This window comes from Streptomyces sp. NPDC021212 (genome assembly GCF_044332925.1).
In the GTDB taxonomy this organism is placed as follows: Bacteria; Actinomycetota; Actinomycetes; order Streptomycetales; family Streptomycetaceae; genus Streptomyces.
Window position 1 is genome coordinate 777,635 of record NZ_JBIRPZ010000002.1, and the last position, 25,658, is coordinate 803,292.

At 72.9% G+C, this 25,658-nt stretch carries 24 protein-coding genes and 1 pseudogene; 12 read left to right on the plus strand and 13 right to left on the minus strand.

Annotation, left to right across the window (positions count from 1 at the left end):
• Positions 1-10: 10 nt before the first annotated feature.
• The 4 genes from ACH4SI_RS07720 to ACH4SI_RS07735 form a co-directional block, all read right to left on the minus strand.
• Positions 11-1,075 (minus strand): nitrous oxide reductase family maturation protein NosD, encoded by a 1,065-nt coding sequence (locus ACH4SI_RS07720; protein ID WP_398293709.1) that lies wholly within the window; start codon positions 1,073-1,075, stop codon positions 11-13.
• Between the two features lie 104 nt (positions 1,076-1,179).
• Positions 1,180-2,268 carry an MBL fold metallo-hydrolase gene (locus ACH4SI_RS07725; protein WP_398293711.1) on the minus strand — a complete coding sequence of 363 codons (1,089 nt, stop codon included), beginning with the start codon at positions 2,266-2,268 and terminating at the stop codon, positions 1,180-1,182.
• Positions 2,269-2,296: 28 nt separating this feature from the next.
• Positions 2,297-3,517, minus strand: a complete 1,221-nt coding sequence (locus ACH4SI_RS07730; RefSeq protein ID WP_398293713.1) for an aminotransferase class I/II-fold pyridoxal phosphate-dependent enzyme — start codon at positions 3,515-3,517, stop codon at positions 2,297-2,299.
• A gap of 107 nt (positions 3,518-3,624) precedes the next feature.
• Positions 3,625-4,368: an ANTAR domain-containing response regulator gene (locus ACH4SI_RS07735; RefSeq protein ID WP_398293715.1), complete on the minus strand. Its 744-nt coding sequence runs from the start codon at positions 4,366-4,368 to the stop codon at positions 3,625-3,627.
• Positions 4,369-4,484: 116 nt separating this feature from the next.
• On the opposite strand from ACH4SI_RS07735, the gene ACH4SI_RS07740 reads away from it, so the two are divergent.
• Positions 4,485-5,693, plus strand: a complete 1,209-nt coding sequence (locus ACH4SI_RS07740) for a PAS domain-containing protein (protein ID WP_398293717.1) — start codon at positions 4,485-4,487, stop codon at positions 5,691-5,693.
• Here ACH4SI_RS07740 and ACH4SI_RS07745 read toward each other — a convergent pair.
• Positions 5,665-6,570, minus strand: a complete 906-nt coding sequence (locus ACH4SI_RS07745) for a SigB/SigF/SigG family RNA polymerase sigma factor (RefSeq protein WP_398293719.1) — start codon at positions 6,568-6,570, stop codon at positions 5,665-5,667. The two genes, ACH4SI_RS07740 and ACH4SI_RS07745, sit on opposite strands and share 29 nt — an antisense overlap.
• A 292-nt stretch (positions 6,571-6,862) precedes the next feature.
• Here ACH4SI_RS07745 and ACH4SI_RS07750 point away from each other — a divergent pair, with 292 nt between their 5' ends.
• The 5 genes from ACH4SI_RS07750 to ACH4SI_RS07770 all read left to right on the plus strand — a co-directional run bounded on the left by ACH4SI_RS07750 (position 6,863) and on the right by ACH4SI_RS07770 (position 13,623).
• Positions 6,863-7,828, plus strand: coding sequence for an LLM class F420-dependent oxidoreductase (locus ACH4SI_RS07750; protein WP_398293721.1), 966 nt, complete (start codon positions 6,863-6,865; stop codon positions 7,826-7,828).
• A 79-nt stretch (positions 7,829-7,907) separates the two neighbouring features.
• Complete coding sequence (locus ACH4SI_RS07755) at positions 7,908-9,752, plus strand: thiamine pyrophosphate-requiring protein (protein WP_398293723.1); 1,845 nt, start codon at positions 7,908-7,910, stop codon at positions 9,750-9,752.
• Between the two features lie 10 nt (positions 9,753-9,762).
• The gene (locus tag ACH4SI_RS07760; RefSeq protein WP_398293725.1) at positions 9,763-10,854 is read left to right on the plus strand and encodes an enolase C-terminal domain-like protein; all 1,092 of its coding nucleotides are present in this window, start codon (positions 9,763-9,765) and stop codon (positions 10,852-10,854) included.
• A 121-nt stretch (positions 10,855-10,975) separates the two neighbouring features.
• Positions 10,976-11,521, plus strand: a complete 546-nt coding sequence (locus ACH4SI_RS07765) for a type 1 glutamine amidotransferase domain-containing protein (protein WP_398293961.1) — start codon at positions 10,976-10,978, stop codon at positions 11,519-11,521.
• On the plus strand, positions 11,518-13,623 hold the full coding sequence (locus tag ACH4SI_RS07770) for a catalase (RefSeq protein ID WP_398293727.1): 2,106 nt from the start codon (positions 11,518-11,520) through the stop codon (positions 13,621-13,623). Before ACH4SI_RS07765 ends, ACH4SI_RS07770 begins: the two co-directional genes overlap by 4 nt.
• A gap of 45 nt (positions 13,624-13,668) precedes the next feature.
• Here the strand turns inward: ACH4SI_RS07770 and ACH4SI_RS07775 are convergent, their stop codons facing one another.
• Positions 13,669-13,875 carry a hypothetical protein gene (locus ACH4SI_RS07775; protein WP_398293975.1) on the minus strand — a complete coding sequence of 69 codons (207 nt, stop codon included), beginning with the start codon at positions 13,873-13,875 and terminating at the stop codon, positions 13,669-13,671.
• Between the two features lie 71 nt (positions 13,876-13,946).
• Positions 13,947-14,270: pseudogene (locus ACH4SI_RS07780) on the minus strand (NAD(P)H-dependent oxidoreductase); the annotation flags it as partial.
• Positions 14,271-14,337: 67 nt separating this feature from the next.
• On the opposite strand from ACH4SI_RS07780, the gene ACH4SI_RS07785 reads away from it, so the two are divergent.
• A complete protein-coding gene (locus ACH4SI_RS07785) occupies positions 14,338-14,976 on the plus strand; it encodes a MarR family winged helix-turn-helix transcriptional regulator (RefSeq protein ID WP_398293729.1) in 639 nt (212 codons plus the stop codon).
• 37 nt (positions 14,977-15,013) lie between these two features.
• On the opposite strand, the gene ACH4SI_RS07790 is transcribed toward ACH4SI_RS07785, so the two are convergent.
• On the minus strand, positions 15,014-15,598 hold the full coding sequence (locus ACH4SI_RS07790; RefSeq protein WP_398293731.1) for a TIGR03086 family metal-binding protein: 585 nt from the start codon (positions 15,596-15,598) through the stop codon (positions 15,014-15,016).
• 310 nt (positions 15,599-15,908) lie between these two features.
• Between ACH4SI_RS07790 and ACH4SI_RS07795 the strand changes: the two genes are divergently transcribed.
• From ACH4SI_RS07795 to ACH4SI_RS07815, 5 genes are all read left to right on the plus strand, one after another.
• Positions 15,909-17,081 (plus strand): Vms1/Ankzf1 family peptidyl-tRNA hydrolase, encoded by a 1,173-nt coding sequence (locus ACH4SI_RS07795; protein ID WP_398293733.1) that lies wholly within the window; start codon positions 15,909-15,911, stop codon positions 17,079-17,081.
• 57 nt (positions 17,082-17,138) lie between these two features.
• Complete coding sequence (locus tag ACH4SI_RS07800; RefSeq protein ID WP_398293735.1) at positions 17,139-17,522, plus strand: DUF2795 domain-containing protein; 384 nt, start codon at positions 17,139-17,141, stop codon at positions 17,520-17,522.
• 36 nt (positions 17,523-17,558) lie between these two features.
• Positions 17,559-17,933, plus strand: a complete 375-nt coding sequence (locus tag ACH4SI_RS07805; RefSeq protein WP_398293737.1) for a CBS domain-containing protein — start codon at positions 17,559-17,561, stop codon at positions 17,931-17,933.
• 163 nt (positions 17,934-18,096) lie between these two features.
• On the plus strand, positions 18,097-18,909 hold the full coding sequence (locus ACH4SI_RS07810) for a methyltransferase domain-containing protein (RefSeq protein ID WP_398293739.1): 813 nt from the start codon (positions 18,097-18,099) through the stop codon (positions 18,907-18,909).
• Between the two features lie 31 nt (positions 18,910-18,940).
• Positions 18,941-19,294, plus strand: coding sequence for a VOC family protein (locus tag ACH4SI_RS07815; protein ID WP_123099071.1), 354 nt, complete (start codon positions 18,941-18,943; stop codon positions 19,292-19,294).
• A 56-nt stretch (positions 19,295-19,350) separates the two neighbouring features.
• Here ACH4SI_RS07815 and ACH4SI_RS07820 read toward each other — a convergent pair whose 3' ends face one another.
• From ACH4SI_RS07820 to ACH4SI_RS07840, 5 genes are all read right to left on the minus strand, one after another.
• Entirely contained in the window at positions 19,351-19,893 is a 543-nt protein-coding gene (locus ACH4SI_RS07820) for a GNAT family N-acetyltransferase (protein ID WP_398293742.1), read from the minus strand.
• 104 nt (positions 19,894-19,997) lie between these two features.
• On the minus strand, positions 19,998-20,720 hold the full coding sequence (locus ACH4SI_RS07825) for a 4'-phosphopantetheinyl transferase family protein (RefSeq protein WP_398293744.1): 723 nt from the start codon (positions 20,718-20,720) through the stop codon (positions 19,998-20,000).
• 130 nt (positions 20,721-20,850) lie between these two features.
• The gene (locus ACH4SI_RS07830; RefSeq protein WP_398293746.1) at positions 20,851-23,469 is read right to left on the minus strand and encodes a prolyl oligopeptidase family serine peptidase; all 2,619 of its coding nucleotides are present in this window, start codon (positions 23,467-23,469) and stop codon (positions 20,851-20,853) included.
• A 4-nt stretch (positions 23,470-23,473) separates the two neighbouring features.
• Entirely contained in the window at positions 23,474-24,829 is a 1,356-nt protein-coding gene (locus tag ACH4SI_RS07835; protein ID WP_398293748.1) for a M20/M25/M40 family metallo-hydrolase, read from the minus strand.
• Positions 24,822-25,655, minus strand: a complete 834-nt coding sequence (locus ACH4SI_RS07840; RefSeq protein WP_398293750.1) for a M55 family metallopeptidase — start codon at positions 25,653-25,655, stop codon at positions 24,822-24,824. The genes ACH4SI_RS07835 and ACH4SI_RS07840 overlap by 8 nt, the downstream gene beginning before the upstream one ends.
• Between the last annotated feature and the right edge of the window lie 3 nt (positions 25,656-25,658).

Below are 25,658 nucleotides of genomic sequence, written 5' to 3' on the forward strand. Positions count from 1 at the left end.
TCGCCGCCTCTCAGCACCGGCCGGCGGGCACCGACAGCGTGCAGACGTTGCCGGTGAAGGTGTTGCCGGGGCCCTTGTCCAGGTCGGCCACGTCGGCGGGCTTGTTGCCGGTGAGCACGTTGCGGGCGATGGCGTTCTTGCTGTTCGCGATGCCGACGACGCTCTTGAACAGCACGATCCCGCCGGACATGGGCGAGGTGCCGACGTTGTCGTGCACCTCGTTGCCGGTCACCCGGGTGCCCTCGGTGCCGGTGAGCACGATGCCGGCGCCCTGGATGAACGGCAGCCGGGCGTTGGGCGCGCAGTAGGAGTTGTTCCCCTGGACGGCGTTGTGGGTGACCGTCAGGTCCCCGGCGCGCGGCTTCGACTCGTCGCCGACGATGAACACCCCGCCGCAGTTGCCGCCGGCGGTGTTCTGCTCGACGGTCAGGTTCCGCAACCGGCGCACCACGACGCCGATCCGGTTGCCGGTCAGCCGGTTCCCGGCGACCCGGGTGCCCTTGGCGTCGGTGGCGCCGCCCTCGGCGTCGACCGTGTTCGCGAGGAAGATGCCCGATTCCTTGTTGTTGCGGGAGACGTTGCGGAGGAAGCTCCCGCGAGTGGACAGCTGCTGGCCGATGCCCTGCTGCCCGTTCTTCTCGACGAGGGTGTCGCGTACGTCCATCCGGACGGTGTGGGTGCCCCAGATGCCGTTCTTGGGGAAGCCGCTGACGGTCAGCGAGCGGACGTGGACATTCCTGACGGGGCGTTGGGCCGTACCGGTGACGCAGACGCCGTGTCCTGCCGTGCCGCAGGCGTTGGCCGACGCCTTGGCGGGGGCGGTGAGGACGGTCATCCGGCCCACGCCGCGCAGGGTCAGGCTCTTGGTGATCTGCACGTTCTCCCGGTAGACACCGGCCCGCAGCTGGATGGTGTCGCCGGGCCGGGCCGCCTTCACCGCGGCCTGGATCGACTGGCCCGGCTTGACGGTGTGCACGGTGGGTGCCGGGGCGGCGTGGGCGCCCGGCAGCTGGGTGAGTTCGATGGCGAGGGCGGCCGTGAGGCCCGCGAGGTAGCGAAGCTTTCGTGTGCGCATGAACAGGAAGTTAGGGGCGTTATGCACCGCTCGCCACTTATCTCCCCTTTGCCCTGTACGCCCTTTGGGTACCCGTCAGCTCCCCGCCGGCTCCCTGTCAGCCCCTACTCCAGTACCCGGGAGCCGCCGACCGGCAGGTCCCACAGCTCCTCGCGGGGGCGGCCCGTCGCCTCGAAGGCGGCGCGGACCCGGTACAGGGGCTCCAGCGGCGGTTCGGCGGCGAGCAGGAACGTCGACCAGTGCATGGGGACCAGCGTCCGCGCCCCGAGGTCCTGATACGCCCGTACGGCCTCCTCGGGATCGGTGTGCACCGGGTGGAGCATCCAGCGCGGCTCGTACGCGCCGATCGGCAGCAGCGCCAGGTCGATGCCCGGGTAGCGGTGGCCGATCTCCCGGAACCAGTGGCCGTAGCCGGTATCGCCCGCGAAGTACACCCGCTGCCCGTCGGGCGCGGTGACGACCCATCCGCCCCACAGCGAGCGGCAGGTGTCGGTCAGGGTGCGCTTGCTCCAGTGGTGCGCGGGGACGAAGTCGAAGCGGACCGGGCCGCCCTCGCCCGGCAGTTCGGCCGCCTCCCACCAGTCCAGCTCGGTCACCCGGGTGAACCGGCGCACCCGGAACCACCCGGCGAGCCCGGCCGGGACCAACAGCGGCGTGGCCCGGGGCAGCCGCTTGAGGGTGGGCGCGTCGAGGTGGTCGTAGTGGTTGTGGCTGATGACCACCGCGTCGACGGGCGGCAGATCCTCCCAGCGCACCCCGGGCGGGGTGACCCGGGCCGGGGTGCCGAGGATCCGGCGGGCCCAGACCGGGTCGGTGAGCACGGTCAGCCCACCGATCCGCAGCACCCAACTCGCGTGCCCCGCCCAGGTCAGCGCAACCTGCGCGGGGCCGGTGGGCGGCAGCGGACCCGGTGCGAAGGGGAGGTCCGGGATCTGGCGCAGCGTCTCCACCGGCGGCCGCAGCCGCCCCTCGCGGGCCAGCCGGGCGAGGGCGCGCACCCCGGGCAGCGGGGAGGTGAGCCGATGGACGAACGACCGCGGCCAGGTGCGGACCTCGCCGAGCGGGCGCGGGGCGGGCAGCGGCGGGGGCGCGACGGGAGACGGATGCCCCGCGCCGGGCGGCCGGGGCGCGAGGGGCGACCGGGGAGTGCCGCCGCCCTCCCCCGCTTCGGTGGGTTCGGCCTGGTCGGTCATGAGGTGCGCTCCCTTCGCGGTCGGCCGGTCACGGCGCCCCGGCCCGGACGAGGTCACGGAGGACCGTCTCGAAGGCGTCCAACTCCATTGCCACAGAGGGAAGTTCCAGCGGGTCCTGGGCGGCCAGCGCGGCGAGCCGCAGGTCGTCCGACGCCCCGAGCAGCGGCAGCGTCGACAGCCGGACCCGCAGCGTGTGCGGCGGGTCGCCGAACCGGTGGCCGCCGGCCACCGCCGGGCCGAGCCGCGCGGCGAGGTGGCGCTCCAGCTCCACCGAATCGGTGAGGGAGCGGCCGGCGAGCACCCCGCGCAGCTCGTCGAGGTCCGCGTACAGCTGGCGGCCGGCCTGCGGCGGGCGGCACAGCGCGCCGACGGCGGTCAGCGCCCGGTACATCGCGGCCGCCACCGCCCCGTGCACCCGGGCGGCGGCGGCCATCCGGGCGCGCACCGGCTCGGGCTCGGTGAGCGCGTACGCGGCGGCCACCGAGACGGGCGCGGGCAGCCCGGCCCGTACGGCGGTGAGCGTGGACAGCACCCTGGCCCGCAGCTCCGCGCCGTGCTCGGTGGCCGGGAACCGGGCCAGCGCGGCGGGCCAGCCGACCGGGGTGAAGGCGCCCGCGAGGTCGGTGAGCACGACCACGTCCTCAGGGGCCATCTCGGCGGGGCTCAGCAGCACCGTGCCGTGCGGATGGTGCACGGTGTCCCGCCAGGTCTCGTCGCTCACGATCAGCAGCCCCTCGGCCGCCGCCGCCTCGCACACCTCGTGCAGCAGCTCGGGCGGGGCCACGGTGCCGGTCGGGTCGTCGGCGACGGACAGCAGCAGGATACGCGGCACCCCGCCCTCGGCCCGGACCCGGCGGACGGTCTCCAGCAGCGCGAACGGATCGGGCAGCCCGCCGCACTCGGCCGGTACGGGGGCGTGGTGCCCGCGCCGGCCCACCAGCCGCACCAGCGGCTCGTACCAGGCGGCGCAGGGGCGGGGCAGCAGGACGTCGCCCCCGGGGGCCGAGGCGAGCAGCGCGAGCAGCAGCGGCTCGGCGCCGGGGGCGGCCGCGACGTGCGCGGGGTCGGTCCACAGGCCGCGCCGCGACCAGTAGCCGCAGGCGGCCGCGCACAGGTCGGCGGAGCCGCCGACCGGCCCCGGCGCGACCCGGTCCGCGGCCGCCGCGAAGCATGCGGCCAGCTCCGGGAGGACCGGCAGCCCGCCGTCGTCCCGATCGGCCGGGGCCGGTGCGGTCCACTGCCGTCGCATTCGTCCACACCCTTCGTGTGTGTGCCGACGCTGTCCACCTTCGCAGATCCGCGGTGATGGCGACGCGGGGCGACACCCGGGCGGCGGGCAGGGTCAGGAGGAGTCGGTCAGGAGGAGTCGTCCTGGTCCAGGGCGATCAGCCGGCGCTCCAGGCCGCGGCCGCGGGTCCGTACGACCGTCTCGGCCACGTCCACCAGCTTGCGGTTCGTCCGCTGCGAGGTCCGGCGCAGCAGGTCGAAGGCGCGGTCGGCGCCGCACCCCAGCACGTACATCACGATCCCGCACGCCTGGTCCACCACCGGGCGCGACCGCAGCGCCGCGTCCAGCTGGTGCACCTGGGCGAGGGCGGCGCGGTAGAGGCGGTCCCGGGCCAGGGACTCGGTGGTGAGGTCGCCCAGCAGTTCGGTGGCGCCCTGGGCCGCCTTTCCCAGGGGGCCGGGCCGCAGGCCGTAGACGGAGATCGTCACCGTCAGCCCGTCGCATGTGAACGGCAGCGTCGCGCTGGACCGCACCCCCGCGTCCAGCGCCCGGGCCCGGTAGCGCGGCCAGCGCAGATCGTGCAGCAGATCGTCGGCGCCCGTCGGGCGGCCGGTGTCCAGGGCGGACAGGATCGGGCCCTCGCCCGACATCAGCTGGACCGACACCAGCGCCGACAGATCGGGGTGGGTGGCCGCGGTCGTCCGGTCGCTCTCCGTGTCGGTGGGCGCGTTCTGGGGCAGGAGCGCCGTGGCGGTTGCCCCGCAGCTGGCCGGAGTGCACGAGGCGGCCTGTTCCGCCAGCTCCGCGAGACCCCGGCCGAGCGAGGGGGTGTCGGACTGGCGCCGGGGGCGGCCGTACGAGCGTTCGGGCATGGCCGACTTCGGTCCTTTCCGTCCGTAGGAGATCCCATTCGTTCGGTTTCCCGCTGCCTTTCGCGGAAAACAACGCCCGGCCAGCGCTCCTCGACCGGCCGGGCTACGGTATGCGCATGTCCTGGGCGCAAGATTTTGGTGCGGAGCTCACGGATTTCCGCAGACGTGTCGATGAGTTACGAACGGCGAGGGCGCTTCCCTCGCAGGAGCGGCTGTCCGTACTGGACGCCGCTCTTTTCGAGCTTCAGCACGTGGTCGACGTGCTGTGGCCACGGTACGAGGAGCTGGCCGCGGCGAGCCACCTCCCCCCGGGAGGACGGGGGGACCCCCACGAACAGCAGCTCCTGCGCGCCCTGTTTCAGCGACTGCCGATTCCCGTCGTATTGCTGGACCGGGAGTCCGTCGTTCGTCGTATGAATTTTGCGGCGACCCAGCTGTTCAACACCCGCGCCGGATACGCCACCGGCCGCCCGCTGACGTCGTCGCTGCGGCGCGACGGGCAGGCGGCGCTGCGGTCGCAGGTCGCGGCGGTGGCACGCGGGGAGGGCGGGCGCAGTCTGACCGTGCATCTGTCGCAGCCGGGGCCGGACGGCGCCGTGCGGGTGACGCTGGCGGCGCTGCGGCCGCCGGGCGAGCCGCAGCCGACGGTGCTCGCCGCCTTCCAGCCGGACCGCGGCACCCCGCCGGCCATCTCCTCGGTCACTCTCCCGGCACCCAGGACCGCCGGGAAGGACACGGTGGACGGGCCGGCCGCGCAACCGGATCTGGCCGAGGTGACGCGCCACGCCGAGCTGCTGGACCTGGTCGACGACATGGCGACGGCGCTGCTGCGGGTGGCCCTCGCGGGCGGCGGCCCTGAGGAGGTGCTGGAGCGGGCGGCGGAGCTGCTGCGCGGCCGGTTCGCGGACTGGGTGATCGCCGACCTGGCCGAGGACGGCACCGGCGCGCCGCGGCGGATGGTGGCACTCGGCCCGCCGGAGGCGGCCGGTGAGCGGACGGCGTCGCTGGCCGCGCAGGATCCGGCGGGCTGCCCGCTGGTGGCCGACGCGCTGGACGACGGGGTGTCGGCCCTGCGGGTGAGCCCGCCCGACGCGAACGCCTTCGGCCGGGACGCCACGGGCGCGCCCGTCCTCGTCCGGGAGGAGGTCACCTCGCTGCTCTGCATCCCGCTGCGGGTCTCCCCCACCGCCCCGGTCCTCGGCGCGCTCACGCTGTTCCGTACGGGCGGGCGGAGCGCCTTCGAGATGGCCGAGGCGGGGGCGGCGGACCGCGTCTCCCGCCACCTCGCCCTGGCCCTCAGCCGCCCCCGGGTCCGGGAGGGCTGAGCGGCGGGCGGCATGAGGCGATTCCCGCGTTGGCCTCCCGGCTCAGGCGTTCGCAGGTGCGGCTGATCAGCCGGGAGACGTGCATCTGGGAGATGCCCATCCGGTCGGCGATGCGGCCCTGGGTCTCGTCGCAGAAGAAGCGCAGGTACAGGATGCGGCGTTCGCGTTCGGGCAGGGCGGCGAGGCACGGCTTGAGCGCCTCGCGCTGGACGACGCGGTCGTAGGAGGGCTCCGGCGCGCCGAGGGTGTCGACGAGCGCGTATCCGTCGTCGGCGCCGCGCAGTTCGGCGTCCAGGGACAGCGGGCTGAAGCTCTCCAGTGCCTCCATGCCGGACCGGACGTCCTCCTCGCTCATCCCGGTGTGCTCGGCGACGTCGGCGACGCTCGGCGTGCGGGCGTCCGGGGAGCGGGTCAGCTCCTGGACGGCCGTACGGACCCGGTTGCGCAACTCCTGGACGCGGCGCGGGACATGGAGGCCCCACATGTGGTCCCGGAAGTGGCGCTTGACCTCGCCGACCACCGTCGGCACGGCGTAGCTCTCGAAGGCCGTGCCACGGTCCGGGTCGTAGCGCTTGACGGCCTTGACCAGGCCGAGCATGGCGACCTGGCGCAGATCTTCGGCGGACTCGCCGCGGTTGCGGAACTGCCCGGCCAGCCGCTCGGCCATCGGCATCCAGGCGCGGACGACGTCCTGGCGCAGGGCTTCCTTCGACTGTCCCTCCGGCAGGGCTTTGATGCGGCGGAACGTCGCGGCGGTGTCGGGGGCGTCGTGGTGCGAATGCCTGGGCTGCCGGCGATGCGCCGGCCGGGGGTGTGCCTGCTGGGTGTGCGCCTGCCGGGGGTGCGTCTGCCGGGGGTGTGCTCGTACGGCTGTCATGCGGCCGGGCCTCCCTTGGGCTATCGTGTGTCACCGTGGGAGCAAACCGGACGAAAGGGGCGACCACTCGGGACACGCCTGTCGCAGCCGGGCTGCTCCTGTGGCGTGCCTCCGGTCCGAAGCACTAAGAGTCGCGTGCCCGTCCGAGACCGTGCCAAACCCCGTGCCGAGATCCGTTCCGAGGTCCGTTCCGAGATCCGCTCCGCGACCCGCCGGACAAGGTTTCTTCCCGTGTTTTCTTCCCTGCGCGCCGGTTACCCGTGGCACCGCATCCGCGCTCGAGGAGGGTCCGATGACCGAGTACGGCTACTTCCTGGCCGCCGAGGAACACGGCCCCGCCGAGCTGATCGAGCAGGCCCGGATGGCGGAACAGGCCGGGTTCACCTCGCTGTGGATCTCCGACCACTACCACCCCTGGAACGAGGCGCAGGGCCAGTCCTCCTTCGTCTGGTCGGTGATCGGCGCCCTGGCCCAGGCCACCTCGCTGCCCGTCCAGACCGCGGTCACCTGCCCGACGTTCCGCATCCACCCCGCCGTCGTCGCCCAGGCGGCGGCCACCAGCGCGGTGCTGCTGGAGGGCCGGTTCCGGCTGGGCGTGGGCAGCGGTGAGGCCCTCAACGAGCATGTGCTGGGCGGCCGTTGGCCCCCGACCCCGATCCGGCTGGAGATGCTGGAAGAGGCCGTGATGGTGATGCGCCAGCTGTTCGAGGGGCGCCGGGTCAACCACCACGGCAAGCACTACACGGTGGAGAACGCCCGGCTGTACACGGTTCCCGATGAGCCCGTGCCCATCGACATCGCCGCGTTCGGGGAGGCCGCCTGCGCGCTGGCCGGGCGGGTCGGCGACGGCTTCATCACCATGACCCCCGACGCGGAGCTGGTGGAGCGGTTCCGGCGCGGCAGCGGCGCGAGCGGCAACCACAAGCCCGTACGCGGCGGCCTCAAGGTCTGCTGGGGCCCGGACGCCGACGAGGCGCTGCGCACCGCCCACCGGCTGTGGGCGGTCGAGTCGCTGCCCGGCCAGCTGCTGTCGACGCTGCCCACCCCGGCCCACTTCGAGCAGGCCGCCGAACTCGTCACGCCCGAGCGGACGGCGCAGAGGGTGACCTGCGGCGACGACATCGACGCCCACATCAGCGCGCTGTCCGCCTACGCCGAGGCCGGATTCGACACCGTCTACGTCAACCAGATCGGCCCCGACCAGCGCGGCTTCTTCGACTTCTACCGCACCAAGGTGCTGCCGCAGCTGGCCGGTTGAGCCCGCTGAACCCGTCGAGCCCGCTGGGCCCCTTGAGCCCGCCCAGCCCGTTGAACTTCCCGAGGAGTGAGTGACCGACATGACCACCAAAGTCGCCGACTACGTCCTGTCCCGGCTTCGCGAGTGGGGCGTCGAGCACGTCTACGGATACCCGGGCGACGGCATCAACGGACTGCTCGCCGCCTGGGGACGGGCGGAGAACGAGCCCCGGTTCATCCAGGCCCGGCACGAGGAGATGGCCGCTTTCCAGGCCGTCGGCTACGCCAAGTTCAGCGGCCGGCTCGGCGTCTGCACGGCGACCTCGGGACCGGGCGCCATCCACCTGCTGAACGGGCTGTACGACGCCAAGCTGGACCACGTCCCGGTGGTGGCCCTGGTCGGCCAGACCCACCGCAGCGCGATGGGCGGCTCGTACCAGCAGGAAGTCGACCTGCACAGCCTCTACAAGGACGTCGCCTCCGACTTCCTGGAGACCGTGACCGTCCCCGAGCAGCTGCCGAACGTCCTGGACCGGGCCATCCGCACCGCCTACGCCCGGCGCGCCCCCACCGCCGTGATCATCCCGGCGGACGTCCAGGAGCTGGACTACACCCCGCCCACCCACGACTTCAAGATGGTGCCCTCCAGCCTGGACCGCAGCGGCTGGTCCGCGGTGCCCTCCAGCAGCGCGCTGGAACGCGCCGCCGAGGTGCTGAACGCGGGCGACCGGGTCGCCATCCTGGTCGGCCAGGGCGCCGCCGGGGCGCGCGCCGAGGTGCGGCAGGTGGCCGACACGCTCGGCGCCGGCATCGCCAAGGCGCTCCTCGGTCTCGATGTGCTGAGCGACGACCTGCCGAACGTCACAGGGCCCATCGGGCTGCTGGGCACCCGCCCCTCGTACGAGCTGATGCGCGACTGCGACACCCTGCTCACGATCGGCTCCAGCTTCCCGTACACCCAGTTCCTGCCGGAGTTCGGCAAGGTCCGCGGCGTGCAGATCGACCTCGACCCGCACATGATCGGGATGCGCTACCCGTACGAGGTCAACCTGGTCGGGGACGCGCGCGAGACGCTGCTGCGGCTGCTGCCGATGCTGCGCCGCAAGGAGGCCCGCGACTGGCAGGACGAGGTCATCGCGGGGGTGCGGCGCTGGAACGAGGTGATGCAGCAGCGCGCCGAGGTGTCGGCCGACCCCATCAACCCCGAGTATGTGGCGCACTGCCTGAACCCGCTGCTCCCCGACGACGCGATCCTCACCTGCGACTCCGGCTCCGTCGCCAACTGGTACGCGCGCCATGTGCGGATGCGCGGCCGGATGCGCGGCTCCCTGTCCGGCACCCTGGCCACCATGGGCAGCGGCGTGCCGTACGCGATCGGCGCCAAGTTCGCGCATCCGGACCGGCCCGTGGTGGCGCTGGTCGGGGACGGCGCGATGCAGATGAACGGCATGGCGGAGCTGATCACCGCGGCCAAGTACCGCCACGCGTGGGACGATCCGCGGCTGATCATCGCCGTCTGGAACAACCAGGACCTCAACCAGGTGACCTGGGAGATGCGGGCGATGGGCGGCGCGCCCCAGTTCCTGCCCTCGCAGGAGATCCCCGACGTGTCCACCGCGCGGTTCGCCGAATCGCTCGGCCTGAGGGGCATCCGGGTGGAGAAGCCCGAGCAGGTCGAAGCGGCGTGGCGCGAGGCCCTGAGCGCGGACGGCCCGGTGTGCGTCGAGTTCCTGACCGACCCGGCCGTGCCGCCGATTCCGCCGCACGCGACCTGGGAGCAGATGGAGGCCACGGTCGAATCGATTGTCAAGGGCGATTCGGACCGCACCGGCATGGTGCGCCAGGGGCTGAAGTCGAAGGTGCAGGAGTTCCTGCCGCACCGGTCGCACAAGGAGCCGCACAAGGAGTCGCACAAGGGCAAGAAGGCCGGCGGCGACGACGCATGAGCGCAGTCCCGTGAAGATCGACCGGCTGGACGTCACGGCCTATACGGTGCCGACCGACGCCCCCGAGGCGGACGCCACCCTCGCCTGGGACGAGACCACCGTCGTGGTGGTCGAGGCGCGCAGCGGGACGACCACCGGCCTCGGCTGGACCTACGCGCCGGCCGACGCCGGTTCGGTGGTCTGCGGCCTGCTGCGCGCCCATGTCCTGGGCCGCTCCTCCATGGACATCGCGGGGACGAACGAGGCCATGGGCCGCGCCGTGCGCAACGCGGGGCGGCCCGGGCTGGTGTCCTGCGCGATCTCCGCGGTGGACATCGCGCTGTGGGACCTCAAGGCGCGGCTGCTGGAGCTGCCGCTGCCGCAGCTGATCGGCGCGGTGCACGAGAGCGTGCCGGTCTACGGCTCCGGCGGCTTCACCACGTACCACGACACCCATCTGGCCACCCAGCTGACCGGCTGGGTGCATGGCCAGGGCATCGAACGCGTCAAGATCAAGATTGGTGAGTCCTGGGGCCGGACCTTCGAACGCGACCTCGCCCGGGTGCGCCACGCACGCGACGCGATCGGCCCGCACGCCGAGCTGTACGTGGACGCCAACGGCGGCTACAACCGCAAGCAGGCGGTGCGGATGGGCCACGCGCTCGCCGAGCACGGCGTGGGCTGGTTCGAGGAGCCCGTCTCCTCCGACGACCTGGACGGCCTGCGGGTCGTCCGCGACCTGGTGGTCTGCGACGTCGCGGCGGGCGAGTACGGCTACATGCTGCCGTACTTCGCCCGCATGGCGCCGGTCGTGGACTGTCTCCAGGCCGACGCCACCCGCTGCGGCGGGCTCACCGTCTGGCTGCGCGCAGCCGCCCTCGCCGAGGCCATGGGGCTGGAGATCTCCGCGCACTGCGCGCCGCACGCCCACGCGCACGCGGCCGCGTGCGTACCGAACGTGCGCCACCTCGAATGGTTCCACGACCACGCACGCATCGAATCCACCCTCTTCACCGGCGCCCTCGACCCCACCGGTGGCTCGGTGCGGCCCGGGGTGAGCGGCGCGCCGGGACACGGCATGTCCTTCCGCCACGAGACGGCGACGCGGTACCGGGTGCTGTGACGTGCCGCGCGCGGTTTCGGTGCCGCTCTGCTGGCTACCCGCCGGGCGGACGTACGGACGCCCTACGGACAAGCCATGCGTGGCATGACTTATGACTGACACCGGAAAGGACGTGAACGCAATGAAGGTCGCCTTCCTCGTCGCCCCCGAAGGCGTTGAGCAGGTCGAACTCACCGATCCCTGGCAAGCGGTCCGCGACGCCGGCGGCACGCCCCGACTGGTGTCCACCACATCCGGCCGCATCCAGGGGTTCCACCACCTGGACAAGGCGGACACCTTCGAGGTCGACCAGACGGTGAAGGACGCGACGGTCGAGGAGTACGACGGCCTGGTCCTGCCCGGCGGCGTCGCCAACCCCGACTTCCTGCGCCTGGACAAGCGGGCCGTCGCCTTCGTCAAGGGCTTCTTCGACGCGGGCAAGCCGGTCGCCGCCATCTGCCACGCCCCCTGGACGCTGGTCGAGGCCGACGTCGTACGCGGCCGCACCCTCACCTCGTGGCCCAGCCTGCGCACCGACATCACCAACGCGGGCGGTGTCTGGGTGGACGAGCAGGTCAAGATCTGCCAGGGCGGCCCGAACACCCTGATCACCAGCCGCAAGCCGGACGACCTCAAGGCGTTCAACGAGGCCTTTGTGGAGGAGTTCGCGAAGGGAGCGGCGCGATGACCGAGCAGCCGGACCGCAAGGAGCGGCAGCGCGAAGAACACCTGGCCGCCGACCCGGCCGAGGGGCCGCTGACCACCGACCAGGGCGTGGCGGTCGACCACACCGACGACTCGCTCTCGGCGGGCGAGCGCGGCCCCACGCTGGTGGAGGACTTCCACTTCCGCGAGAAGCTCACCCACTTCGACCACGAGCGGATCCCGGAGCGGGTGGTGCACGCGCGCGGCGCGGGGGCTTACGGGTACTTCGAGCCGTACGAGTCCTGCGCGGAGTTCACCAAGGCCGCCTTCCTCCAGGACCCCTCCGTCCGCACCCCCGTCTTCGTACGGTTCTCCACCGTGCAGGGGCCGCGCGGCTCGGCCGACACGGTGCGCGACGTACGCGGCTTCGCCACCAAGTTCTACACCTCGGAGGGGAACTACGACCTGGTCGGCAACAACATGCCGGTCTTCTTCATCCAGGACGGCATCAAGTTCCCCGACTTCGTGCACGCGCTCAAACCCGAACCGCACAACGACATCCCGACCGGTGCCTCCGCGCACGACACCCTGTGGGATTTCGTCTCCCTCCAGCCCGAGACCCTGCACACCATCATGTGGCTGATGTCGGACCGGGCGATCCCGCGCAGCTACCGGATGATGCAGGGCTTCGGCGTGCACACCTTCCGCTTCGTGGACAGCAGCGGCAAGGGCACGTTCGTGAAGTTCCACTGGAAGCCCAAGCTCGGCGTCCACTCCCTGGTGTGGGACGAGGCCCAGGAGTGCCAGGGCCGGGACCCCGACTTCAACCGGCGCGACCTGTGGGACGCCATCGAGGCGGGCGAGTACCCGGAGTGGGAGCTGGGCGTCCAACTGGTGCCGGAGGAGGACGAGTTCAACTTCGACTTCGACCTGCTCGACGCCACCAAGCTCATCCCGGAGGAGCAGGTGCCGGTGCGGCCCATCGGCCGCATGGTCCTGGACCGCAACCCGCACAACTTCTTCGCCGAGACCGAACAGGTCGCGTTCCACACCGCGAACGTCGTCCCCGGCATCGACTTCACCAACGACCCGCTGCTCCAGGCCCGCAACTTCTCCTACCTGGACACCCAGCTGATCCGGCTCGGCGGCCCCAACTTCGCCCACATCCCGGTCAACCAGCCCGTCGCCCCCGTACGCACCAACCACCGCGATGGCTACCACCAGAGCACGATCCACACCGGCACCAACTACTCCCCCAACTCGCTCGGCGGCGGCTGCCCCGCCCTCGCCGGGGCGGACGGCTACGCGTACACCCACTACGCGGAACGCGTCGACGGCGACAAGATCCGCAAGCGCAGCCCCAGCTTCAAGGACTTCTACAGCCAGCCGGCCATGTTCTGGAACAGCATGAGCGACTGGGAGCGCAAGCACATCGTCGACGCCTTCCGTTTCGAGCTGGGCAAGGTCGGCGCGACGCAGGTGCGGGAGCGTACGGTCGGGGAGCTGGCGCACATCGACTACGGCCTGGCGACCGAGGTCGCCGAGGGCATCGGCGTCGCCAATCCCGCCCCGGCCGCCGACAACCACAAACCCGTCGCCTCCCCGGCGCTCAGCCTGGACAACCTGCGCGGCGACCACTCCATCCGCACCCGCACCGTCGCGGTGCTCGTCACGGACGGCGTGGACGCCGAACAGCTCACCCAGGCCCAGGAGGCGCTGACCGCCGAGGGCGCCGTCGTCGAGGCGCTCGCGGCCCACGACGGCAAGGTGCGCGGCAGCGACGGCAACGGATACGCGGTGGACCGCGCCCTGCCGACCGTCGCCTCCGTCCTGTACGACGCCGTCCTGCTGCCCGGCGGTCCCCCCGGCACCCCCGACCTGGCCTCCGACGAGGCCGCCATGCGCTTCGTCCGCGACGCCTACCGGCACGGCAAGCCGATCGGCGCCCTGGGCTCCGGCGTCGGTATCCTCAGCGCCCTGACCCCCGACGGCCTTCACCTGTCCGCCGGGCACGGCCAGGTCTGCGCGGACCACGGCGTGGTCACCGATACGACGACGGGCGCGGCGAGCCAGGAGTTCACCCGGGCCTTCACCGAAGCACTGGCCGCCCACCGCCATCCTTCCCGCCCGCCGATCCGGCCCTGACCCGGCACCGCGTGGCGCCGGGAGGGCGCGGACCCGGTTCGCGGTTCACTCGAGGAAGGCCCGTACGGCGGCGGCTTCCTCCTCGGAGAGGGTGATGCGGAAGCCGTCGCGCAGTTCCTCCACCGCCTGGTCCACGGTGAGTTCGTGTTCGTCGACCAGGCCGTCCGGACGCTGCGTACGCAGCGTCCGGTCACGGAGCGGGCCACGGTTCTCCGGGGCAGTGCGGTCAGACCTCCTGCAGTCGGCCTGCACGCGGGGCAGCGCTGAGGACCGCCTGACGCGGGGTGGGTGCCGGCGAAGCGGGTCTGCGTTCCGCCCACGGCGACTCCCTTTCCGGGGAGCACCCGGGCGCCGGCGACACCGAGCGCTTTGCTGACTTCTTCCTGGGCCCATACGCCGCCGAACCGGCCATACGTCGCGCTCAGCACGACCGTCGGCTTGTCGGACAGGGCGCTCGCCCCGTACGGGCGGGAGAGCCAGTCGAGGGCGTTCTTCAGGACACCCGAGGCCGTGCCGTGGTACTCCGGCGTGAAGACCATGAGGGCGTCCGCCCCGTCGACGGTCCGGCGCACAGCGACGGGTTCGTACCACGTCCGGACAGGTGCCCCCTGGCGTCTGACCAGGCTGTATTCTCGGCGGTTGAACATTTGGTGTCGAATGATTCGACGTCGACGCCGAGGGCCGGTCGATCAAGGAACGGAGGGCAGCCGACGCGTGACGGACGAGCGGCAGACAGCCGACGGCACGTTGGCCACCACGAGCGAGGAGACTTCGGCGGGCGCGCCCTCCGAACCGGCAGGCGTGACCGATGCCGTCGATGTGATCCTTCAGCAGTGGAGGCGCACCCGGCCGGATCTCGACGCCTCCCCGATGGGCGTGATCGGGCGCCTGTCCCGTGCCGCCCGGCTGACCGGTCTGCACGTCGACGCGTACCTGCGCTCCGAAGGGCTGGAGAGCTGGGAGTTCGATGTCCTCGCCACACTGCGACGAGCCGGTGCGCCGTACACCCTCAGCTCCAAGGAACTGGCCTCCGCCAGCATGATCGGAGCCGCGGCGATGACCAACCGCGTCGCCCGGCTCCTGGACCGGGGCCTGCTCACGCGCGAGCCGGATGCCCAGAACCGGCGCAAGGTGAAGATCGCCCTGACGGCCGACGGAAGGGAACTGGTCGACCGGGTCGTCGAAGGACACATCGAAAACGAACGCAAGCTCCTACAGCGCATGGCCCCGGAACACCAGGACCAGCTTGCCCGCCTGCTCCGCCTTCTTCTCGCCTCCCTCGGGGACGGCACGAAGGCCGGCACCGGTGAGCAATGCCCGCCGGAGTGTCCGATGCCGGCGGTCGACCGCTGAGGTCCGCCCGGAGGACGGGCCGGGCGCCCGGTTCCGGCTACGCTTCCCGGCCCAGCAGGGCCAGGAGCTTCGTCTGGGCGTCGGCGGCCGGTGGGGGCTCCACCGGAGCCGCGAAGAGGCCGCTCTTCTCCAGGTCCGCCGCGTACGGCGCCACCTCCCGCACGGAGAAGTCGACCAGCGGCTTCGGGAGCCGTTCGTCGGCGCCGATGGCCCGGGACAGATCCCACGCGTGGACCGTCGCGTCGGCGGTCATCTGCGCGCAGTACTCCGTGGCCGGGCTCGCGCCGTAGGAGAGGGCGACGGTGCGTTCCAGGGCGCCCGGCTCCTGGAAGGCCGTACGGGCGACGGCGGCGGCCGCGTCCCAGGTGGCGATCGGGTCGTCGCCGAGCTGGTCGCCGGACAGGACGTCGCTCTCGCCGCCGGCGCTCGCGCCTTCGCGGAGCAGCGCCGGGACCCACATCTGCTCGACCGCCAGGTGGTTCACCAGGTCCCGCACGGTCCACTCGGTGCAGGGCGTGGGGGCGTCCCACTGGTCGGGCCGTACGGCGTGCACCCGCTCGGTGAACAGGTCCAGCGCCTCACCGTGTCTGGCCAGCAGCGGATTCGCGGAGGTGTCAGTCATGCGCGCCCGAGTACCCGCGCGCGGAGCCGTTAACAAAGCTCGGCCGCTGACAAGGCTCGGCCGTTCACACGGCTCAGCTGTTGACACGGCTCAGCTGTGGACAACGTGGCAGACGTAGAGGCGCCGGGCACGGGCCCCTGATCTCCCGTGCCCGGCGCCACCCCCACTCCCTACGGGCCGCTCGGCCACACGCCGGGTCCCCTGGCCGGAGTGGATCAAACCCTCCGGAGAAATCTTCCTGACCCGTGTCGATGCGGTGCCGACGGGTACGCGAGAGGGACGAAACACCCGGAACGCCGGGAGGGAGTACATGCGACTCGGATTTCTGAATCCGCTGTTCGAACGCCCAGGCCCCTGGGCAACCGTCTACGTCGACACCTCGCACCCCGACCAGGCCGCGGCCGAGGAGCACGAGCGCTCCGCCCGTGAGGCGTGCCGTCGGCTGGAGCAGCAGGGCGCAGACGCCCGCACGTGCCGTGCGGTGTACGACGAGCTGGCCGCGGTGACACCGGCGAGCGAGCCGGTGGGCCGGGCCGTCTTCGCCTCGCGCGGCGAGGTGGTGCTCGACCCGTCGCTGACGGCGCCGCCGCAGGGCGCGCCCCACGCGTGCTGGTCGGCGCTGCCGCACGTGGGGCCGCTGGTGGAGCTGGCGGGGGACGATCCGTCCTGCCTGGTGGCGTACATCGACCGCACGGGCGCGGACTTCGAGCTGCGCGGCGCGCGCGGCGACCGGTCCGTCGGGCAGGTGACCGGGCAGCGGTGGCCGGTGCACCGCACCGCGACGTCCGACTGGTCGGAGCGCCATTTCCAGCTGCGGACGGAGAACACCTGGGAGCACAACGCCGGGCTGATCGCGGACGAGCTGCGAGCCCATCAGGAGGAGACGCAGGCCGAACTGGTGCTGCTGGTGGGGGACGCGCGCGAGCGGCGCGCCGTCCACGACCGGCTGCCGGAGCAGCTGCGCGGCAGGGCCGCGGAGACCGCGCACGGCGGCCGGGCCCCCGGTTCGGCCTCGCCCGGTACGCACGCCGCCCGGCTGCTGGACCGCGATGTGGACGAGGTGCGGGCCCGGCATCTGCACGACCACACCGAGGAGGCGATGGAACGGTTCCGGGCCGGCCGCGTGCCCGCGGACGGCCGCGTGACGGCGGCGGAAGGCGTTCCGGCGCTGGTCGACGCGGCGCGCGAGCACCGCATCGGCACGCTGCTGATCCGGCCGGACGGCACCGACCTGTACCGCGACGTATGGGCGGGGGCCGAGCCCGACCAGGTGGCGATGCGCCGCACCGACCTGCAGTACCTGGGCGACACCCAGCCCGTCGCGGTGCGCGCGGACGACGCGCTGATCCGCTCGGCCGCGGCCACCGGCGCCGAGGTGCTGACGGTGCCGCCCGGCACCGGAACGGAGGACGCGAACGGCGCCCCGGTCGGGGGGCTGGGCGCACTGCTGCGCTGGCCGTACGAGGGCGGCACGACGCAGTGAACTCGGGGACATGACCATCCCACGAGCGAAACGGACCCATGAAGGAAGGGGACCGACATGCAGCGAGGCAGCAACCGGCTGAGCGTTCACCGGGACGAGGAGATGAAGCAGGAGCTTCAGGGACTGATCCGTTCCGGCCACCCGACCCGGGTCGAGGAGTGGCACGACCCGGAGCCCGCCGCCGACGACGACCCGGAGGTGACGACCGGTCCGGTGCCCTCGCCCGGGGCGACCGGCCAGGCGGAGGCGCTCCGCTTCGAGTTCGCCCGCCATCTGGGCCGTACGACATTCCCGGCGGGACGGAGCGCGGTGCTGCGCGTGCTGCACGAGCGGCACGCACCGGACCGGCTGATCGCACTGGCCGAGGAGCTGCCCGCCCAGGAAACGTTCCGTAACGTGCAGGAGGTGGTCTCCGCGCTCGGCCTGCGCCCCGAGGCGTAAGGTCGTGGCCCCGGCACACCGAAGAAGGCGAGCGCCATGCCTCAGTACGTGAGAGACGTCATGACGCCGACGGTCACCTCGGTGCGTCCCGATGCCTCGCTGGTGGAAGCGGCGCAACTGATGCGCGCGAAGGACATCGGCGGCGTGTTCGTGGAGCTCGACGGTGAGTTGCTGGGCGTCCTCACCGACCGCGACGTCACGCTGCGCGCGGTCGCGGACGGCGTCGATCCGCTGACGGTCAGCTGCCATCTGGTGTGCACCCCGAACCCGGTCACCATCGGCCCCGACGAGGAGATCGCCGAGGCGGTCGCGCTGATGCGGCAGCATGAGGTGCGGCGGCTTCCGGTGGTCCGGGCGGGGTGCCCGGTGGGTGTGGTGAGCATGGGGGATCTGGAGCGGGTGCCCGGCTGACGGGTGCCAAGGAGACGGCGGGGAACGGGAGTTGCCGGTCCCCGCCGTCTCTTGTCATGCCATGCCACGCCCATATGATGAGACAACTCTTCTCGCCATACGAGATTCAGGCGTACGGTGGTGATCGTTCCTGATCGCGGTCGACTCGACGAGGAGTACCGTCATGCCGAACGACGCCGTCTACACCCACGGGCACCACGAGTCGGTGCTGCGCTCACACACCTGGCGCACGGCCGCCAACTCCGCGGCCTATCTGACCGGCCATCTCGTGCCCCATATGCGGATCCTGGACATCGGCTGCGGACCCGGCACCATCACCGCCGACCTGGCCGCACTGGTGCCCCGGGGCGAGGTCGTCGGCGTCGACACGGAGCCCGCCATCCTGGAGCGGGCGCGGTCGGCCGCCGAGGAGCGCGGCCTGACCAATACCCGCTTCGCGGTCGCCGATGTCCACGATCTGGACTTCCCCGACGACGCCTTCTGCGTCGTCCACGCCCACCAGGTGCTCCAGCACGTCGGCGACCCGGTGCGGGCGCTGCGCGAGATGCGGCGGGTGTGCAAGCCGGGCGGCATCGTCGCGGCCCGCGACGGCGACTACGCCACCATGACCTGGTATCCGCACGTCCCCGGGCTGGACGCCTGGCTGGACCTCTACCGCCGGGTCGCGCGTGCCAACGGCGGCGAGCCGGACGCGGGACGCCGGCTGCGGTCCTGGGCCCTGGAGGCGGGCTTCGCCGACACCGCCCTCACCTCCACCGCCGACGCCTGGTGCTACGCCACCCCCGACGAGCGGGCGTGGTGGAGCGGCCTGTGGGCGGACCGTACAGTCGCGTCCTCGTACGCCCGGCGCGCCGTGGAGGGCGGCCACGCCACGGAGTCCGAGCTGCGGGACATCGCAGACGCCTGGCGCGAGTGGGGCAACCGGGACGACGGCTGGTTCGCCGTACTCCACGGCGAGGTCCTGTGCCGTGTCTGACGTGCGGTTGCGGTTCAACTAGGCTCGCCGCATGGACATCATGGGGACTTCACTGCGGGTCTGCGTCGACGATCTGGACTCCGCCATCAGCGTCTACGAACGCCTCACCGGCGCCGAGGCATCCCGCTTCCAACGCGGCGGCGTCTCGGTCGCGGCGGTCGGCTGCTTCTTCCTGATGAGCGGCCCGGAGTCGGAGATGGAGATCCTCCGCAAGATCACGGCGACGATCGCGGTGAAGGACGTGGACGAGGCGATCGCCGATCTGACGGCGGTCGGCGCGCAGATCGTCGCGGGCCCGATCCCCGCCCCCACGGGCCGCATGCTGGTGGCCCGCCACCCGGACGGTTCGATCTTCGAGTACGTGGACCGGAACCCCGGCGCCTGACGGCACATCCCCGGCCGGTCGGCGGGGCGCCTCCCCCGGCGCCCCGCCGACCGCTGTTACGCGGGCCCCAGCATGTCGCTGGTGATGGCCCAGCGGTCGTGGTCGCGCCACGCGCCCTCGATGTAGAGGAAGTCGGGCGAAAAGCCCTCCAGCCGGAAGCCGTGCCGCTTGACGAGCGCGGTCGACGCCTCGTTGCCGGGCTGGATGTTGACCTCGATCCGGTGCAGCCCGAGCGGCCCGAAGGCCTGCCGCAGCACGAGGCCGAGCCCCTCGGACATATAGCCGCGCCCGGCGGCGGGCGGGAAGGCACCGTAGCCGATCGCGCCGCACTGGAACGCGCCGCGCACGACGTTGTTGATGTTGATGTACCCGGCGAGCGCACCGGTCTCCCGCACGCAGACCAGGAAGCCGTGCCGGTCCTCCCGCTCCAGCTGGGCGATGAAGCCCTCGTACGCCTCGTCGGTCGTGGGCAGCGTCAGCCAGGGGCGGTGGAAAGAGACGCTCTTCCGCGCGAGCCGGACGAATTCGGCGCCGTCCGCACGCCGATGGGGCCGGATGGCGGTGCGGGTTCCCTCGGCGAGATACGCGTGATCAGGCATGGGGCAATGATCGTACGGAAGCCGGGCCACCGCCATCGCAATGAACGACCACCTACCGGTCCGGTCACATCCATGAACGCCCTGCGCGAGGGGTTCTCTTGACCTTAAGCCCGGCCGGGGTCGCGCAGGGCCATGGCCGCCGCGTAACCGGACTCCACAGGTACGTCGATCAGCGCCCACGGTCCCACCGGCACCGGCTCCCGGCCGGTGCCGACGTAGTCCTGCGCCGGGTCCTGGGACAGCCCGGTGCCGATGCCCTTCAGATACGCCTCCTTGCGCGTCCAGCAGCGCCCGAAGGCGGCGGGCCGGTCGGCCTCCGGCAGCGCGCCCAGCTCGGCGCGCTCCCTGGGGTGCAGGCTCTGGGCCACCTGGTCCACCACGGAAGTCGGCTGGAGCTTCTCCACATCGGCCCCGACCGGAGTCCCCGCGAAGGCGAAGAGCACGAGGTCGCCGGCGTGCGACATATTGAAGTGGAGCGGGGTGCCGACCACCGCCGGGCGGCCGTGCGGGCCGCCGCAGCCGGGGCAGGACTCCCGGGTGAACGGCACACCGGCCGGGTCCACTCCCAGATAGCCGCCGAGCAGCTGCCGCAGCCCGATGTGGGCCGCCGTGTACCGCTCCCGGTCCTCGGCACGCAGGAACCTCCCGGCTCGCTCCAGCTCCTCGGCGTCGAGGATCTTGGCGGGTGCGGCGGCGTCCAGGGCGGCGATGAAGACCGAGACGCTGAGCAGCCAGGTCTCGGGCTCGCCGCCCTGCGGCCACCCACCGGCCAGGGCGGTGGGCAGCGGCTCACGGCCGACGAGGCGCGGGGCCCGTGCGGTGGTCAACTGGCTCCTCCAGAACGAATGATGGCGAGACATCTCGCATATCGGATCTCGGCGCTGCCCCTCACGCTATCGCTGCCGAGGGTGCCCAGGGCACCCAGGGGTCCCGGGGCGCCCGCGGCATGCGGCGCGCTCATGTGCGCAGCTCCAGGTCGGGCACCCCGGGCACGGACAGGCCGAAGGCATGGGCGTACAGGGACAGTTCGGCCTCCAGGGCGCGGACCATGGTGTCGGCGCGGCGGAAGCCGTGCCCCTCGCCCTCGAAGGTGAGATACGCGTGCGGCACCCCGCGCCCCGCCATCGCCGCGACGAACCGCTCACACTGCGCCGGCGGGCAGATCGTGTCGTCCAGCCCCTGGAGCAGCAGGAACGGCGCGGTGATCCGGTCGACCCGGTGCAGCGGCGAACGCTCCCGGTACCGGTCCGGGACCTCGGCGACCGGGCCGATCAGCGACTCGGCGTATCGCGATTCGAAGTCATGGGTCTCGCCGGTGGCCCAGGCGGCGGGGTCGAGGATCGGATAGATGACCGTGCCGCACGCGTACAGCCGGATGGCGGTGAGCGACACGGCCGCCGTCCAGCCGCCCGCGCTGCCCCCGCGGATCGCCAGCCGGGCCCGGTCGGCGACACCCTCGTCGGCGAGCGCCCCGGCGACGGCGGCGCAGTCCTCGACGTCGGCCACGCCCCACCGCTCGCGCAGTCGGTCGCGGTAGGCGCGGCCGTAGCCGGTGGACCCGCCGTAGTTGACCTCGGCGACGCCGATGCCGCGCGAGGTGAAGTACGCGATCTCCAGGTCGAGGACGAGCGGGGCCCGCCCGGTGGGCCCGCCGTGCGCCCATACCACGTAGGGCGGCAGCTCGCCGGGCGGGGCGGTGTGGCCGGGGTTGTGGGGCGGGTAGAGGTGGGCGTGGATCTCGCGGCCGTCCGCCCCGGTGAAGGTGCGGACCTGGGGCTCCGGGTAGTACGCGGGGTCGACGGGGTCGGTGTGGGCACTGCCGATGACGCGGGCGCGGCCGGTGCGGGTGTCCAGCTCCACGACCTCATGCCCGCTGCGCGGGCTCGCGGCCACGCCGACGACCCGGTCGCCGTCCACGGCGAGCGTCGGCTCCCACTCGGTCCACGGCCCGGCCACGTCGGCCAGCTCACCGGTCTCGGGGTCGAGGATCCCGAGCGTCTGGGCGCCCCGCCCGTGCAGCACGGCGATGAGCCCACCGTCCAGCGGCGCGAACCAACGGTGGCCCAGCTTCCACAAGGGCCCCCCGAACTCCTCCTGACGAGGGCACACCCCCCGCGCCCCGGCACCTTGCCCGGCCCCGGCGGCGGCCCCACGCTCGGCAGGCGGTCCGTGTCCGGCGGCGGCCACGCCCCCGGCGGATGGCCCAGACCCGGCGGCCGGCTCGGGCACACCCCCTGCCCCCGGCCCGGCGGCCGGCTCAGACGCGACGTCTGCCCCCGGCCCGGCGGCGGCACGTGCGGCGGATGGGCCGGGCGCGGTCTCTGGCTCAGACCCGACATCTGCCCCGAGCCCAGCCTCGGCCCATGACCCGGCAGCGGCCGTGGACCCGGCAGTTGGCCCCCACCCAGCGGCTCGCCGAGACTCGGCAGCCGACTCGGGCCCGGCACCTACCCCGGGCCCGGCTGCGGCCACACGCGCCTCGCCCCCCTCAGACGCGGCATCTGCCCCAAGCCCGGCTACTGACCCGGCAGTTGGCCCACATCCGGCATCTACTCCGGGCCCGGCGGCGTCCCCCCGTCCGGCATCTGCGCCAGGCCCAGGCACGGCACCCGGCCCGAGCCCGGCTGCGGCCACAGACCCGGCAGTCGGCCCGCGCCCGGCACCCGCCCCGGGGGCAGCGTCTGATCCGGGCCCGGGGGCGGCACCCGCGCCCACGTGGGGCCCTGCCGCCGCGGGGACTCGCGGCGGCAGCCGGTGGAGGTTCCACCAGCCGGTGCGGTCCGTGGTGGCGAGGAGCGCGCCGTCGGGGGCCCAGTCGATCTGGGGGATGGACTCCTCCGGCCCGCCCAGCACCGCACGGGCCTCGCGGAACGGGCCGTCAGCCGGGACGTCCGGGACATCGGCGACCATCACCACCGTGCCGTCCCACGGCATCCGGGGGTGGTCCCAGGCGATCCACGCGACCCGGCGGCCGTCCGGCGAGAGCCGGGGGCCGGTGACGAAGTCGTGGCGGGCGTCGGTCAGTTCGCGGACCCGCGTGCGGTCCTCGGCGGCCGAGCCGTCCAGCGGGACGGCGGCGATCACGCGTCGTACGTCGGTCGGCCGCTCCCCCGTGAACTCCTCCAGCACGCACCACACTTCGCCCCGGTCCGGCGGGAGCCGGAGGTCCGCCCAGCGCAGCCCCTCACCCACCTCCGACACCGGGGTCAGCGGGCGCGGCGGGGTGGCCGCCGGGGCGTCCGGCTCGTACGCGTACAGCCGCTGGTCGGCGAAGTGGACGAACACCACCAGCGGGCCGCCGGACGGGCGCGGCGCCGCGGCCCAGGGGGTGCCGCCGTAGCCCATGACCTGGCTGCGCGCGTTCCACGGCGGGGGCAGCACCGGCTCCTCGGTGCCGTCGGCCCGCCGCCGGATCAGCGCGCGGCGGCCGCCCTCGGTGGGGCGGGGCGCGGTCCACCACACCTCGGGCCCGACCGTGCCCACGTACTCGGGGTGGCCGTCGTGCGAGGCGGCAAGATTGGCGCCGATCGGGGAGGGCCAGGTGCCGTACGGGGCCGTGGCCGTCGTCTGCCGCACCCGCTCACGCCCTCTGGAGGAAGTGGTCGAGCACCCGGACGCCGAAGTGCAGGGCGTCGACCGGCACCCGCTCGTCCACGCCGTGGTAGAGCGCCTGGTAGTCGAAGCCCTCGGGCAGCCGCAGCGGCGAGAAGCCGTAGCCGCGGATGCCGAGGCGGGAGAACTGCTTGGCGTCGGTGCCGCCCGACATGCAGTACGGCACGGCGTGGCCGCCCGGGTCGAAGCGCTGGACGGCGGCGCGCATCGCCTCGTACGTGGGCGCCTCGGGCCCGACCGGGGCCTGGAGCGGGACCTCGCGGTGGTGGAACTCCCAGTCGACGTCCGGGCCGGTGAGCCGGTCGAGGGTGTCCCGGAACTCGTCCTCACCGCCGGGCAGCATCCGCCCGTCGACGTAGGCGGTGGCGCTCCCGGGGATCACGTTGATCTTGTAACCGGCCTCCAGGACCGTCGGGTTGGCGCTGTTGCGCACGGTCGGCTCGATGAGGGCGGCGGCCGGGCCCAGCTTGGCGAGCAGTTCGTCGACGTCGAAGCCGGGCGCCTCCACGTCGGCCGGGATGTCCTGGAGCGCGGCGATCTCGGTGAGCGCCGCCTTGACGGTGGGCGTCAGCCGGACCGGCCAGCGGTGGTCGCCGATGCGAGCGACGGCGGCGGCCAGCCGGCTGACCGCGTTGGACCGGTTGACCTTCGAGCCGTGCCCGGCCCTGCCGTGCGCGGTGAGCTTCAGCCAGGCCGTACCGCGCTCCCCCGCCGCGATGGGGTAGAGCCGCAGCCCGGGCCCGGCGTGGAAGGTGAAGGCGCCGGATTCGCTGATGCCCTCGGTGCAGCCCTCGAACAGCTCCGGGTGCTGGTCGGCGAGATAGCCGGAGCCCCAGGCGGCGCTGTCCTCCTCGTCGGCGGTGAAGGCCAGCACGATGTCCCGGCGGGGCCGCACCCCGGCCCGGGCCCAGGCCCGGACGACGGCGAGGACCATCGCGTCCATGTTCTTCATGTCGATGGCGCCCCGGCCCCACACCACTCCGTCGCGCACCTCCCCGGAGAAGGGGTGCACGGTCCAGTCGGCGGGCTCGGCGGGCACCACGTCCAGATGGCCGTGGACGAGGAGCGCGGGCGCGGCCTGGTCGGTGCCCTCGATCCGGGCGACCACATTGGTGCGCCCCGGCGACCGCTCCAGCAGCGTGGGGTCGATGTCCACGTCGCTGAGCATCTCCGCCACGTACTCGGCGGCCGGGCGCTCCGAGCACTCCCCTCCGCCGCGGTTGGTGGTGTCGATCGCGATCAGCTCGGAGGTGAACCGCACCACCTCCTCCAGCGCCTGCGCGTCGATCGCCTCGGGACGTGACGGACGGACCGTGTCAGCCATATTGCTCCTCCACCGCGGCCGATACGACCGTCGTGACCGCCTTGAAGCAACGGATCCCCTCGTACATGGTCGGTGAGGTGTAGGCGACGCGCCGCTCGCCGCTGCGCTCCACGCCCGGCACGACGCTCGCCGCCCCCACCAGATGCTCGGCGTCGAATTCCAGCTCGATGGTGAACGGCCCGCGGTGCGGGGGTTCATGGCGCACCGCCAGCGCGGCGGCCTCCCGAGCCGCCTCCCGGATGTCCGCGGCGGTACGGGCGGGGGTGCGGCACACCGCCGCGTACCGCGAGACGTAGTCCTTGACGGCGACACACCGGGCGTCCGGCGCATAGCCCTTGGCATCCTCGCAGGTCAGGTCGTCGCCGGTGACCAGCACCACCGGCACGCCGTATTCGGCGACCACGAGCGCGTTGAGCAGCCCCTCGCTCGCCCGGGCGCCGTTCGCCCAGACGCCCGTCACGGTGTTGGGGAGGTAGGTGTGCGCGAGCACGCCCTCGGTGCCCGCGCCGGTGTGGTAGCCGATGAACGCCACCCCGTCCACATCGCCGTGCTGCACCCCCTCGACCATGCTCAGCGTCTTGTGCCGCCCGGTGATCATCTGCGCTCGCGGGTCCAGCTTCTCCAGCAGCAGATTGCGCATGGACCAGTGCGCCTCGTTGATGAGCACCTCGTCCGCGCCGCCGTCGAAGAACCCCAGCACCGCCGCGTTCACATCCGAGGTGAACGGGTGCCGGCAGCGCTCCCACTGCGGGGTGCCGGGCAGGACGTCGCCCGGCCAGGTCACGCCGGTGGCACCCTCCATGTCGGCGCTGATGAGGATCTTCATGGT